The sequence below is a fragment of the Streptomyces sp. NBC_00012 genome, assembly GCF_045040875.1.
In the GTDB taxonomy this organism is placed as follows: domain Bacteria; phylum Actinomycetota; class Actinomycetes; order Streptomycetales; family Streptomycetaceae; genus Streptomyces.
The window spans coordinates 267,656-279,751 of sequence record NZ_CP108310.1 but is presented as its reverse complement, the minus strand read 5'-3'; the positions used below and the strand labels follow the sequence as shown (position 1 = coordinate 279,751).

The window sequence follows — 12,096 nt, the reverse complement described above, 5'->3', positions numbered from 1 at the left end:
AGCAGCGACCAGTTGCCGACCGTGGTCCGGGCCGGGGGCGTCCCCGGCTCCTGCGATCCGGCCCCGGGGTGGGCGGGGTCGCTGTCGTCAGGGTCCTCCGTTGCCGCGTCGAGGAGGTAGAGCAGGTGCCCGTGTGCGGGACCGGCGTCCCCTGCTTCCAGGGATCGCGTGGTGAAGGCGCGCTGCTCTCGTACCTCACCAGATCCGAGGTCTCCACGGCGGTCCGGACGAGCTGGGCCCAGTAGGTCTCGTCGTGGGCACCTGTGCGCTGGCGCAGGTGCCGCGCGGCGTACCGCGCCATGGTGCCCGCGTCGTCGATCAGGGGGGGGAGAGCACCTGGTCGGAGGTGAAGTCGAAGCCGAACCACAGGCGGCGGCCGTCGAGAGTCAACGACTCGATGCCGCCGACGACGCCGGTGCGGCCGGTCGGCCCGGGTGCCGGATCCATCGTGCCCGCCCCCGGTGTGGTGTCTGAGATCGCGTTCTCTGCCATGGTGCGTCCCCTTTCCGCAGTCGCGTCACGCTGCTGCCGCAATGTCTATCGCAGAGCACTGACATCGAGTACGCGGTCCGTCGGCCGGACTCCCGCGACCTGCTCCGGTCCGGTCGGGGGCCGCCACCTCGGACCGCGTGCCCCCGCACGCACCAGGACGGCAGCCGCCGCCTCCTCTTCTTCTTCCTCTTCCCCTTCCTTCTGCGGACCTTGCTGCGGCTATTGGATGACCAGGGCGAAGAACCTGACGGTGAGCGAGTCCTGGCCCGGGGGGTCGGAGTAGGTGACGCGCTCCACGAACGCGCCCCTCAACTGGTACTGCTTGACGGTGTTGTCCTGGTAGTCGAGCATCTCGACGGCGACGTCCTTGAGGCGACCCTCGCGCCCGGCGATCGCGTCGTCGATCCAGCGGTCGACCTCGGGACTGTGGGTCACGCCCCGTACCAGGGTCACCTTCTGGTCCTCCAGACCGGAGACTTCCTGAAGATACTCGACAGGGACGCCGTCCATCCGCAGGCGGAAGTTATGAGCCGCGAGGGCGTCACCGGGCTGGAGCCCCTCCGCCGACTTGGCGGTCGTGCTCTGCCCGCCGGGACTCCTTTCGGCAGAGTTCTTCGCACCGCCCTGCTCGGAGCCGCCCGAGCCCGCACCGTGGGCCGGCGCAGAGACACTGGACGCGGGCGAGGGGCCGGCCTTTTCCTTGACGTCACCGTCGTCGCAGGCCGTGAGCGCGAGACTCATGGCGACGGCCAGGGCGGCGAAATTGAACTTGTGAACGCGCATCGGCTTCTTCCTCGGAGTCGGTCGGGGGTGCTGGATGCCCGCTGGGAGCGGGCATCCGTGACCATCAGGAGCCGTCCGGCCCGGCCGCCCGTTCCCCCAACCGCCGCCTAATACAGCCCTGTTACACATGCGCTGCCCACGGGGAGGCGGGAGCGTGGGCGTTCATGTGCGCTTCCCCGGTCCGGGGGCGGGGCGCATGCGGGTGTCCGCAGCGGAAGAGAGGGGCGGCGGTGTCGAAGGGGCACGTCCTCGACGGCTGCCATGGACGAGGGCAGATCGAACGGGAGGACGCCCTCCATCGCGGTGCGGCCGAGGGCCGCGTCCAGCACCACGTCGTTCCGCGCGCCGAACTCGCCGATCAGCAGCGCGGCCCGGTCCGCGAGCGGGGTGAGCACGGCGGGCCGGTCCAGGTACACGGCGAACGCGGTGGGGACGGTCGCCGCCAGCGCGCGCAGGCGCCGCACGATGTGCTGCGCGTGCTCGGAGCGCTGAAGGTGGCCACGGCCGATCACATCCAGCGGATCGGCGCTCCGCACCTGACCTTCCGGCACGCCGACAAGGAGACCCCGGCGAAGCAGAAGCAGGCCCGCACCGCGTCGCACACCGGCGAGCTCTCCGACATGCGCAAGCACGGCCTGTCCGAGAGCGGCGGCTCCACCGAGACGGGGGGCTCTCTGCGGAACCTGACCCTCAAGGGCCTGGAGGCTGCGTCCTACGAGCTGCGGCGCCCGGTGACGGAGATGGGGCTCCACCGCACGCGGTGCGGGCTCCAGCGGGGCTTCCCACCCGATGGCCGTCAACGAGACTGTGATCGCGACGCTGCGCCCGAAGCCGAACAAGGCCAAGCTCGCCAACGACCCGGCCGAAGTCCGGGCAGCCGCCCAGGCCGCCGTCGACGCACCCGACGGCATCGGCACGATCGCCTCGTACTGGACCGAGGTCCCGCTGCCCGCCACCGGCACCTGGAACGCGCCGGGGAAGGGCGGCGCCCAGGCCGATCTTGTGCTCACCGCACCGCAGGACGGGGTGCCGCTGCTGTTCATCGAGGTCGACAACTGCCACGAGACCGCCGAGGAGCTCGCCGACAAGCTGGAGAAGTACGCCCGCTTCTTCCGGCGGAAGATGAAGGACACCGACGGCAAGGAGCGCCCGATGTGGCGCACCCGCTGGACGGCACCCGCAGGCCGGATCGAGGACCCGCATCCGCCCGTGCTGCTGGTGTTCAACCACCTCGGGAGTCGAGGGCCGGGGTGCGCATGACGCGCCAGCTGGTGCACGGCCTGACGAGAACGTGGACCAGGACGACGACGGCCTGGCGGGCCGCGCCGCCCCGCACTCACGTGCCGGTGAACCGCACCAGGTCCTCAGCCCAGTCACCCAGCCGCAGCCACGGCCGCACCCGGCCCACCAGGTAACCCACCACTGGCTCTATCGACGACTCACAACAGCAGCCCGTGCGTCGGGGTGTGCTGAGACGACATCGCTGCGGCGTGGTGGTTTCGCGTTCACCAACGAGTTATGGGCCCAGCTGTCTGACCTGGGCGGGGTGAAGTTTCCCCGCGGTGACCGCCGGACTCACCACCGACGCGAACTCCGGCCCGGTCGAAGGAGCAGTCAACCAGATCAAGATGCTAGAACGGCAGATGTTCGGCCGCGCCGGATTCCCGCTCCTCCGGAACGTCGCCAGCCTGACCAGCGGTGACATGGACGGCGAGGGGCCGTGCCTGGCCGTCACTGGCGAGGTGAACTTTCGTGCTCAGGCCGCTCTAGCATCTTGATCGGGCTGATCGAGCCATTCGTAGGGTTGGGTCACCCAGGGGCGCTGGGTGTGGCTTTCAGGGCGCTGCCGTCTCGTGGCAATCGAGGCTTTGCCGCTCGGCGCCCCACGACGACTCGGCCGCCGATTAGGAAGTGCGAACAAGTCGCTGTGTAGAGCAATGCCGGCGAGGTCGTCCGTGGCACGAAGAGTACGAACACGCACGTCAGCAGCGCGATGAGCCGGATATGGGCGGGGATCGACGTCGGCAAGGGCCACCATCACGGCCTTGCCCTGGACGTGGACGGCAAGACACTGCTGTCGCGGCGGGTTGCCAATGACGAACCCGAGCTGCTGAAGCTGGTCGCGGATGTCCTGGACCTGGCCGACGGGCGTGAGGTCACCTGGGCGATCGACATGACCGGCGGGGAACCCGCGTCGCTGCTGGCCGTGCTGGTCAGCCACGGCCAAGAGGTCCTCTACATGCCCGGCCGACTGGTGAACCGGGCGTCCGACGGCTACCGCGGCGAGGGCAAGACCGACGCCCGCGATGCCTACGTGATCGCTGACCAGGCCCGGATGCGCCGCGACCTGCGGCCCATCCGTCCCGGTGACGAGGCAGCCATCGAGCTGAAGCTGCTGACCGGGCGCCGGTCTGACCTGGTCGAGGACCGCACCCGCGTCGTGAACCGCCTGCGCGGCACTTTGCTGAGCATGTTCCCGGCCCTGGAGCGGGCCTTGGACGTGACCAACACCGGCCCGCTCAAGCTGCTGACGGGCTACCAGACCCCGGCTGCGATCCGCCGGGCCGGCGTCGCCCGGCTGACGAAGTGGCTGGCCAACCGCAAGGTCCGCAGCGCCAGGGACCTGGCCGAAGCAGCGGTCGAGGCCGCCGCGCGCCAGCACACCGCCGTACCCGGGGAGAAGACCATCGCGAAGCTGGTCCATACCCTGGCTGAGGAGGTGATGGCCCTCAACGCGCATATTTCCGAGATGGACAAGCTCGTCGAGGGCCGGTTTCGCGAGCACGAACTCGCCGACATCGTCCTGAGCGTTCCCGGCATCGGTGCGACTCTCGGTGCCGAGTTCCTCGCCGCCGTCGGCGGCGATCTGGACGAGTTCGACTCCCCGGACGCCCTGGCGGCCTTCGCCGGCGTCGCCCCAGCGCCTCGCGACTCGGGCAAGGTCAGCGGCAACCTCCACCGGCCGGTCACCTACCACCGCAGACTCCAGCGCGTCTTTTACACCTCCGCGCTCGTGAGCGTTCGCTACGACCCGAACTCACGGCAGTTCTACGACCGCAAACGCGCCGGAGGGAAGAGGCACGTCCAAGCCGTGCTCGCCCTCGCCCGCCGACGTGTCAACGTCATCTGGGCCCTGATCCGCGACCGACGGTGCTACGAAGTGACACCGCCGATGGCTACGGTCGCTTGACAACAGCATTAGGAAGCCCCGGCCGCCGTGGCCAGGATGCGGTGCAGGACGGGGATCGGGATCGCCGGGTTGGTGACCGCCGCGCATGCCGTGGCGCGGTCGTGCAGCAGCCCGGCAAGGACGCGGGCCGGCAGCTGCGGATTGCGTATGGCGGTCCTGCGGACGTAGTCCGCCGGGTCGTTCAGCAGCCGCACTGCGTCGGCCGGTGACAACCGGGGGTCCTCAGCCGCGCGGCAGCGCACCTCGGCTTCGGGATCGCGGGCGAGACGCGCGACATCGGCAGGCGTGGACGCCGGATCGTCCAGGGCCAGGCGGCGCATCCGCCCGACGGGGTCGCCGGCGTAGCGCAGCAGACCCGTGCGGGGGAAGTTGGGGTGGCTGCGGGGGCGGCCGGGGTAGCTGAAGCTGCCGGATCCTGCGGGACGACGCGATGCGACAGACTCATTCCCACGGCCTTCGTGCTGAGTGTTGTGTGTTCCTTGGTCGGATCACATGCTCAGCCGAAGGCCGCCTGCACGTACGGCAGTTACCGGTCCGAGTGATCAAGTACGAGGACTCGTTCGGGCCCCGAGGTTAAAGATCAAGCTAAGACTTGTCCCGTAACAGGGTGGCGCCCCGTACCGATCCCGGATCGGACCATGTCAGTGCCTGGTGACAGGATCCGAGGGTGCTGATCAAGGGATACGACGACGGCCCGCTGGTGGCGGGCGAGTCACTGCTGGCCCGCCTGGGCTTCTGGTCGAACTACCTTTTGGCGATGTGCAGTGACGGGGCATGTGCCGAGCGGCCGGCTCCGGAATGGTTCGGCGATGACGGCGCCGATGCCGATGCCATGTCCGAGGTCCTCTTCGATCCCGAACGCTGGCCGACGTTCCGAGTGCCGGCCGAAGATGGTCCCGGAGCTGTGGTGATCTACCGCAACCTGGTCGGCGACTACGGCACCGACTACCTCCTCACCCACCCAGACAGGAGCTACGCCCAGCAGATCGCCAGCTGGGAAGGAGATTTCTCGGGGATTGGCCTGACTTGGCACGAACTGGTCCGCATCGCTGACGACCCTTCCACCGCGGCCGAAGGCGTCCAGGACACAGCCGCCCGCCTGCTGCTGGTCCTTCCCCTCCTTGCGGACCCGGACCTGCCAGAGGCAGCCCGGGCAAGGCTCACCACCTCCCTGACTGCGGTCGGCTCGCCACAAGACACGGCCTCCACAACGGCGGAGCACCTGCTTGCCCACCTAGAGAGAAGGTCCCGGCATGATCCCACCTGGGAGTCTCCCCTGAGCGGCAGCTACTGACTTCGGCTCGTTGGGGTGAACTTTCTCGAAGTCCCTGAGGGGCCCGGTGTGGTGGCTGTGTTCGGTGGTGGATGAGGTATGCGGATGGGGGGCTGACTGCTGCGGGTCGGCTGCGCCGGGAGTCGGTACGACTGCAGGCGGCTGAGCTGTTCGAGCACGGCATCAAGCCGCTGGAGGTGGCACAGCGTCTACGGGTGAGCCGGAAGTCGGCCTACCAGTGGCACCAGTTGTGGCGGGAGGGTGGTGTGCGGGCTCTGGCTTCCCGTGGCCCGAGCGGATCGCGGTGCCGTCTGTCCGAGCGCTGTCCGGAGAAGCTGGCCGCGTATCTGGAGCAGGGCCCGGCCGCGCAGGGCTGGGTGGAGGACCAGGTGTGGACCGCGGCAAGGGTCGCCACGCTGATCGGCAGGAAGTTCCACGTCTCCTACGGCGTCTCCGGCGCGACGAGGCTGATGCACCGGCTCGGCTTCAGCCCGCAGGTCCCCGCGCGGCGGGTCGCCGGGCGCGACGAGCAGGCCGTCACCGTCTGGAAGGAGGCGACCTGGGCGGAGGTAGAAGAGCCCGGGCGGTCTGCGGGGCTACATCTGCTTCGAGGACGAGGCAGGCTTCCCCCGCAGGCCGCCCAGGGGACGCGCCTGGGGCCGACGCGGCCGCACACCGCAGGTGACGGTGAGCGGGCGACGCTCGGGACGGCTGTCGGTGGCCGGACTGCTTGCCATGCGGCCCGGTTCCCGCACCCGTCCGTGCCACCGCCTGCGTACCCACCCCGCCGGCAGAGGCAAGCGCCGCAGCATGGGCGAGCGCGACTTCATCGCACTGATCGACGGTGTCCACCAACTCGTCAAAGCGCCGATCGTGCTGGTCTGGGACCGCCTGAACACCCACGTCTCCCACGCCATGCGCGAGCTGATCGCCGAGCGTGCATGGCTGACGGTGTTCCTGCTGCCCGCCTACTCGCCCGACCTCAACCCCGTCGAGTGGGTATGGGCACACGTCAAACGCAGCCTGGCCAACCTCGCCGTCAAGGCCCTCGACCGACTCGAGGCCCTCGTCCGCAACCGGCTCAAACGCCTCCAGTACCGGCCCGACACCCTCGACGGCTTCATAGCCGGCACCGGCCTGACCCTCGACACCCCGACCTCACCCTGACGAGCCGAAGTCAGTATGCACCGAGTGAGCCCCGAGCCCGTCTGGGACGACACGCTGGACGTCGCCTCTGGAACAGTTTTATGGTCATCGGGGACTGGTCGGGTATGTACGACCACATCGACGAGGTTCGGCAAGGCGGCTTCGCTGATCTGCTGCGTCGCCACGGCGTACCGGCCATGCTGTGCGCCAAGTGCGAGAAGCCCATAACTGCCTGGTACTTACGCCGGGTGAGACGGCGGCTGCTGACTGGTTTCCCGGTCAGGCGGTTCGGCGACCGAAACCTGAGCGGGGCGCAGGAGTTGATCGCCGACCCGGTAGCCGCGGCGCAGCACGGTGGCGCAGGTCGGCTGCTCGACCGTGTCCGACAGTTCGTGGGTGACGGCCTCGTGCCGGGTGGGGTCAAAGCGTTCTCCCGGCATTCCGACGGTCTCCAGCCCGAGGCCGGCGAGATGGTTCTCCAGGACGTCGGCGACCGCCTTCAGGCCGCCGGTCACTTCGCCGTGCTCTCGGGCCCGGTCGATGGCATCCAGGACGGGAAGCAACCCGGACAGGACGTTGGCCACCGCGATCTCCCGGATCGCCAGGCGATCGCGCTGCATCCGCTTGCGGTAGTTGTCGTACTCGGCCTTCAGTCGCTGAAGGTCGGCCGTGCGCTCGGCGAGCTGCGCCTCCAGTTCGGCCGCCTGGCCGCCCTGTGCCGGGCCTCGCTCTGCTCCGAGAACGGCGCTCTTCTCCCCGCGACCGGTCTCCCGTTCGGCCGCCGCCTGGTCGGGTTTCCTCGGCTGGAGTGTGACCGGGTCGATGCTCCGGTTGTCCCGGATCACGATAGGTGGCGGCTGCTGGTGGCGCTGCTGTGGCGATCGAGACTTGTTCGGCCGGTTCATCGCTCGCCGCCCTCCGTCCTCTCGTCGTCGACGATCTCCGCGTCGACGACCTCCTCCTCGGCGCTCCCTTGCCCGGCCTGGGGCGCGGAGTCGGCGTCGCTTCCGGCGCCCGGTGCCTGGGCGTAAAGGGCGCTGCCGATCTTCTGCGAGGCTGCGGCCGCCTTCTCCATGGCGGTACGGATCGCGGCGGTGTCCTCGCCCTTCAGCTTCTCCTTGACGTCCGCAAGGGCGGCCTCCGTCTTGGTCTTCACGTCACCGGGGATCTTGTCCGCGTTGTCGGACAGGAGCTTCTCGGTTTGGTAGACGAGCTGCTCGGCCTGGTTGCGGGTCTCGGCGGCCTCGCGGCGGCGCCGGTCCTCCTCGGCGTGTACCTCGGCATCGCGCATCATGCGGTCGATGTCGTTTTTCGGCAAGGCGGAGCCGCCGGTGACGGTCATCTTCTGCTCCTTGCCCGTGCCCAGGTCCTTCGCGGTCACGTGCATGATGCCGTTGGCGTCGATGTCGAATCCGACCTCGATCTGCGGGACGCCACGCGGGGCCGGCGGCAGGCCGGTCAGTTCGAACATCCCGAGCTTCTTGTTGTACGCCGCGATCTCGCGCTCGCCCTGGTAGACCTGGATCTGCACGGACGGCTGGTTGTCCTCGGCCGTCGTGAAGATCTCGGACCGCTTGGTCGGGATCGTGGTGTTGCGCTCGATGAGCTTGGTCATGATGCCGCCCTTGGTCTCGATACCGAGGGACAGCGGGGTGACGTCGAGGAGCAGTACGTCCTTGACCTCGCCCTTCAGCACACCAGCCTGCAGGGCCGCGCCGATGGCCACGACCTCGTCCGGGTTCACACCCTTGTGCGGGTCCTTCCCCGTCAACTCCCTGACCAGATCTGTCACTGCGGGCATGCGGGTGGAACCACCCACCATAATCACGTGATTGATCTCCGAGACAGAGACCCCCGCGTCCTTGATTGCGCTGTGGAACGGGCCCTTACAGCGGTCCAGCAGATCCTGAGTGAGCTGCTTGAAGTGGGCGCGCGTCAGCTTCTCGTCCAGATGCAGCGCACCCTCGGACGACGCGGTGATATACGGCAGGCTGATCGTCGTCTCCGTCGCTGCGGACAGCTCGATCTTCGCTTTCTCCGCCGCCTCGCGCAGCCGCTGCGTGGCCATCTTGTCCTTGGACAAGTCGATACCGTACGCGTTCTTGAACTGCTTGGTCAGATAGTCGACGATCCGCTGGTCCCAGTCGTCACCACCCAGGTGCGTGTCACCGTTGGTGGACTTCACCTCCACCACGCCCTCGCCGATCTCCAACAGCGAGACGTCGAAGGTGCCGCCACCCAGGTCGAACACCAGGATCGTCTGATCGCTCTCCTTGTCCAGACCGTACGCGAGCGCCGCGGATGTCGGCTCGTTGATGATCCGTAGCACCTTCAGGCCTGCGATCTCACCGGCCTCCTTGGTGGCGGTGCGCTGAGAGTCGTTGAAGTACGCCGGGACGGTGACGACCGCGTCCGTCACGTCCTCACCCAGGTACGCCTCGGCGTCCCGCTTCAGCTTCTGCAGGACCCGCGCCGAGATCTCCTGCGCCGCGTACCGCTTGCCGTCGATGTCTCCGGACTCCGGGAAACGCCACTTGGTCTCGCCCATGTGCCGCTTCACCGACCGTGCGGTGCGCTCGATGTTGGTCACGGCCTGGCGCTTGGCGACCTCACCGACCAGCACCTCACCCTTCTGCTTCGAGAAGCCGACCACCGACGGTGTGGTTCGCAAGCCCTCTGCGTTGGTGACGACTGTCGGCTCGCCGCCCTCAAGGACAGCGACCACTGAGTTGGTCGTACCCAGGTCAATGCCTACCGCCCGCGTCATTACTCGCTCCCTTCAAACGTGTGTTCCGGATACGTGACTCCCTCGGCTGTCGGCTACCCGAGGGGCAGCGGGAACGACGAGCCGAGGGGGCGGGGGACAAGGAGCGGGCAGCGCCTCGACTTCGCTGCCGCTCAGAGGTCGATTTTCTTGGGTGAGCCGTATCCGGCCCTGATCTCGATCTTCCGCGGCTTGGCCCGCTCGGCGACCGGAATGGTCAGCCGCAGCACGCCTCCGTCGTAGGAGGCGGCGATGCGGTCGGTGTCCAGCGTCTCGCCCAGGAACAGCCCCCGGCTGATCCGATCGGGCGCTCGCCTTCACGGTGAGCACGTTCTGTTCGACATGCAAGTCGATGGAGTCGCGTTCAACGCCAGGCAGTCAGCCGGTCCATCTCGCGGAAGGGATCGATTCGCATGAGCTTCCTGTTCGCCCTTTCCGCGGCACAGCCGCGTCCGAGGGCGCCCACACCCGGCGGGACGGTCACCGAGGCGATCACCCGTACGGTCGCTGCGCACGGGGGCGTGTGCGTGTACGGGATCCGGAGGCAGTGGTGCTGACTGCGGATCCGGGAACCGTCCCCGGCGGGCTCCGTTTTCAAGCACCCGCTCAAATAAACCACGGCGGCGCCGCGCCGAGCGCCCACGACGGCCCCGGCCACAGTGCTGCAGCAGATGCTCCCCTCACCCCACAGCCTTGAAGATCGCCAGCGCCGCCACCAGAAGCAGGACCAGGACAAACACCGCCAGGACCGGTGTCAGGGGTGTCGGGCGCCAGCTCCTCCGTGGGGCTTCCTGTGGGGGGCCGAGTTCGGAAACGCCTGACTCAGCGGGCGGTGTGGCGCCGGCAGCCATCTGTGTGTCCTCCGGAACGGAGAGACCTTCGTCCGGCAGCTCTTCATGGATTCCGGCCATCACGTCCTCCTCACCCGCCGGAAGTCAGGCCCCTGCTCTCCTTGCCTCACCTGGGGCGAACTTCGAGACGAGCGCGTTCTCCAGAGAAAGTGTCTATGCGAAATGAACGTACGCGCCTCCGGAAAGCGCCGGGTGCGGACGCGAAGAGCACTGCGCCGTGAGAAGAGAATTCGTCACGACTCGCTCGCCGAGTGCCTTGGCGGGGCGTTTCTTCGGTCCAGTGGCTTCCGATTCGGTGCTCACTTGGTGCCTACCCATGCGAGCCAGATCTATACACCCAGACCCCAGACCGGTGTGGGACGGCCGCTATGCAGACGCCGAGCCCATGGCAAGCGCCATCGCCTTCTCAGCGGTGTGTAGCAGAAGCGGCGCACCGTGCCCATCACCAGACGGCCTGATGGTTGACCTTGATCACGCGGCCGTTGACGACCAGGTCGCGGGGCGCAGGCCCAGGCGGCGGCCGGTCTCCGCCGGCGGCAGGTGAGGGGACTTCTGGACGCGGTCGGGCACTGTCTCGTTGACTGACCGGCCTGGGATGATCTTCTGGTTGGTCGTGCTGGGAGGGGTCGTCCGTGGACAGCGCGCCGCCGTACAAGGGGCACCGGTACCCGGTGGAGATCATCGCGCGCTGCGTGTGGCTGTACTTCCGTTTCCCGCTGTCGTTCCGCGAGGTCGAGGAGCTGATGCTCGAGCGCGGCGTGCTCGTCTCCCACGAGACGGTCCGCCGCTGGTGTACGAAGTTCGGGCAGGTCTACGCCAACGGCCTGGGCCGCCGGCGTGTGCAGCCGGGCGACAAGTGGCACCTGGACGAGGTCTTCCTCAGGATCACCTGTGGCGGGCCGTCGACGCCGATGGCGACGTGCTCGACATTTTGGTCCAGGACCGGCGGGACACCGGTGCGGCCAGGCGGTTCTTCCGCAAACTGCTCAAGAAGACCTGCTCGGTGCCGAGGGTGGTCGTCACCGACAAGCTGCGCTCCTACGGCGCGGCCCACCGCGAGGTCATGCCCTCCGTAGAACACCGCGCCCACAAGGGTCTGAACAACCGGGGGTCATCGCGGCGGGCCGCAAAGCCGCACGGCCGGTCCAGTGGCGGGAGGGCTCCCGGCCCGGCACGGGCCGCTCCGGCCGCAAGCGGATGTACTCCCGCTTCGTTGCCTTGCGGATCCGGCCCGCCGGACGTGAGATCCGCCAGGCCACCGACGGCCCGGAACTGCCCGAGTGCTGGCTGCTGGCCGAGTGGCCGGCCGGCGAGAGCGAGCCGGTCCAGTTCTGGCTGTCCGACCTGCCCGCCGACACCCCGCTGACCACACTGGTCCGGCTCGCCAAGCTCCGCTGGCGCATCGAGCACGACTACCGGGAGATGAAGCAGGCCCTGGGCCTGGCCCACTTCGAAGGCCGGACCTGGGGCGGCTGGCACCATCACGTCACCCTCGTCTCCGTCGCCCATGCCTTCTGCACCCTGCAGCGACTGGCCCGGGCCCCAAAAGACGCGGCACCGGCCTGAGCCTCTACCAAGTCGTCCGCGAGCTACAGAT

The 12,096-nt window shown here is 68.5% G+C and carries 11 protein-coding genes and 5 pseudogenes; 7 read left to right on the top strand and 9 right to left on the bottom strand.

What is annotated here, in order from left to right:
* Positions 1–318: 318 nt before the first annotated feature.
* The 3 genes from OHA19_RS40415 to OHA19_RS40405 all read right to left on the bottom strand — a co-directional run bounded on the left by OHA19_RS40415 (position 319) and on the right by OHA19_RS40405 (position 1,826).
* Positions 319–492 (bottom strand): hypothetical protein, encoded by a 174-nt coding sequence (locus OHA19_RS40415; RefSeq protein WP_331754205.1) that lies wholly within the window; start codon positions 490–492, stop codon positions 319–321.
* 219 nt (positions 493–711) lie between these two features.
* A complete protein-coding gene (locus OHA19_RS40410; protein WP_331754202.1) occupies positions 712–1,275 on the bottom strand; it encodes a phage tail protein in 564 nt (187 codons plus the stop codon).
* Between the two features lie 107 nt (positions 1,276–1,382).
* Positions 1,383–1,826 (bottom strand): hypothetical protein, encoded by a 444-nt coding sequence (locus OHA19_RS40405; protein ID WP_405753436.1) that lies wholly within the window; start codon positions 1,824–1,826, stop codon positions 1,383–1,385.
* Between the two features lie 238 nt (positions 1,827–2,064).
* Between OHA19_RS40405 and OHA19_RS40400 the strand changes: the two genes are divergently transcribed.
* A complete protein-coding gene (locus tag OHA19_RS40400) occupies positions 2,065–2,535 on the top strand; it encodes a replication-relaxation family protein (RefSeq protein ID WP_331750323.1) in 471 nt (156 codons plus the stop codon).
* Between the two features lie 410 nt (positions 2,536–2,945).
* On the opposite strand, the pseudogene OHA19_RS40395 reads toward OHA19_RS40400, so the two are convergent.
* Positions 2,946–3,038, bottom strand: a pseudogene (locus OHA19_RS40395) (IS5/IS1182 family transposase); the annotation flags it as partial.
* Between the two features lie 230 nt (positions 3,039–3,268).
* On the opposite strand from OHA19_RS40395, the gene OHA19_RS40390 reads away from it, so the two are divergent.
* Positions 3,269–4,465 carry an IS110 family transposase gene (locus OHA19_RS40390; protein WP_331754198.1) on the top strand — a complete coding sequence of 399 codons (1,197 nt, stop codon included), beginning with the start codon at positions 3,269–3,271 and terminating at the stop codon, positions 4,463–4,465.
* Between the two features lie 8 nt (positions 4,466–4,473).
* Here the strand turns inward: OHA19_RS40390 and OHA19_RS40385 are convergent, their stop codons facing one another.
* Positions 4,474–4,785 (bottom strand): hypothetical protein, encoded by a 312-nt coding sequence (locus OHA19_RS40385; protein WP_331750327.1) that lies wholly within the window; start codon positions 4,783–4,785, stop codon positions 4,474–4,476.
* A 347-nt stretch (positions 4,786–5,132) separates the two neighbouring features.
* Here OHA19_RS40385 and OHA19_RS40380 point away from each other — a divergent pair, with 347 nt between their 5' ends.
* From OHA19_RS40380 to OHA19_RS40370, 3 genes and pseudogenes are all read left to right on the top strand, one after another.
* Entirely contained in the window at positions 5,133–5,759 is a 627-nt protein-coding gene (locus OHA19_RS40380) for a hypothetical protein (protein WP_331754195.1), read from the top strand.
* 71 nt (positions 5,760–5,830) lie between these two features.
* Positions 5,831–6,235: pseudogene (locus tag OHA19_RS40375) on the top strand (transposase); the annotation flags it as partial.
* 91 nt (positions 6,236–6,326) lie between these two features.
* Complete coding sequence (locus OHA19_RS40370; RefSeq protein ID WP_331754697.1) at positions 6,327–6,905, top strand: IS630 family transposase; 579 nt, start codon at positions 6,327–6,329, stop codon at positions 6,903–6,905.
* Between the two features lie 218 nt (positions 6,906–7,123).
* Here OHA19_RS40370 and grpE read toward each other — a convergent pair whose 3' ends face one another.
* The 4 genes and pseudogenes from grpE to OHA19_RS40350 form a co-directional block, all read right to left on the bottom strand.
* The gene (grpE, locus tag OHA19_RS40365) at positions 7,124–7,789 is read right to left on the bottom strand and encodes a nucleotide exchange factor GrpE (protein ID WP_405722763.1); all 666 of its coding nucleotides are present in this window, start codon (positions 7,787–7,789) and stop codon (positions 7,124–7,126) included.
* Positions 7,786–9,651 carry a molecular chaperone DnaK gene (gene dnaK / locus OHA19_RS40360; protein ID WP_331750334.1) on the bottom strand — a complete coding sequence of 622 codons (1,866 nt, stop codon included), beginning with the start codon at positions 9,649–9,651 and terminating at the stop codon, positions 7,786–7,788. The genes grpE and dnaK overlap by 4 nt, the downstream gene beginning before the upstream one ends.
* Positions 9,652–9,782: 131 nt before the next feature.
* Positions 9,783–10,026 (bottom strand): annotated as a pseudogene (locus tag OHA19_RS40355) (Hsp20/alpha crystallin family protein); the annotation flags it as partial.
* A 302-nt stretch (positions 10,027–10,328) separates the two neighbouring features.
* Positions 10,329–10,559, bottom strand: a complete 231-nt coding sequence (locus OHA19_RS40350; RefSeq protein WP_331750336.1) for a DUF6480 family protein — start codon at positions 10,557–10,559, stop codon at positions 10,329–10,331.
* A 572-nt stretch (positions 10,560–11,131) separates the two neighbouring features.
* Here OHA19_RS40350 and OHA19_RS40345 point away from each other — a divergent pair.
* Positions 11,132–11,616, top strand: a pseudogene (locus OHA19_RS40345) (IS6 family transposase); the annotation flags it as partial.
* Positions 11,610–12,065, top strand: a pseudogene (locus OHA19_RS40340) (transposase); the annotation flags it as partial. The pseudogenes OHA19_RS40345 and OHA19_RS40340, both read left to right, overlap by 7 nt.
* Positions 12,066–12,096 lie beyond the last annotated feature (31 nt).

Excerpts from the sequence above, each read along its gene's own strand:
- OHA19_RS40415 (WP_331754205.1), bottom strand. The coding sequence starts at position 492 with ATGGCAGAGAACGCGATCTCAGACACCACACCGGGGGCGGGCACGATG.
- dnaK (WP_331750334.1), bottom strand. The coding sequence starts at position 9,651 with ATGACGCGGGCGGTAGGCATTGACCTGGGTACGACCAACTCAGTGGTC.
- OHA19_RS40410 (WP_331754202.1), bottom strand. The coding sequence starts at position 1,275 with ATGCGCGTTCACAAGTTCAATTTCGCCGCCCTGGCCGTCGCCATGAGT.
- grpE (WP_405722763.1), bottom strand. The coding sequence starts at position 7,789 with ATGAACCGGCCGAACAAGTCTCGATCGCCACAGCAGCGCCACCAGCAG.
- OHA19_RS40385 (WP_331750327.1), bottom strand. The coding sequence starts at position 4,785 with ATGCGCCGCCTGGCCCTGGACGATCCGGCGTCCACGCCTGCCGATGTC.
- OHA19_RS40350 (WP_331750336.1), bottom strand. The coding sequence starts at position 10,559 with ATGGCCGGAATCCATGAAGAGCTGCCGGACGAAGGTCTCTCCGTTCCG.
- OHA19_RS40390 (WP_331754198.1), top strand. The coding sequence starts at position 3,269 with ATGAGCCGGATATGGGCGGGGATCGACGTCGGCAAGGGCCACCATCAC.
- OHA19_RS40400 (WP_331750323.1), top strand. The coding sequence starts at position 2,065 with ATGGCCGTCAACGAGACTGTGATCGCGACGCTGCGCCCGAAGCCGAAC.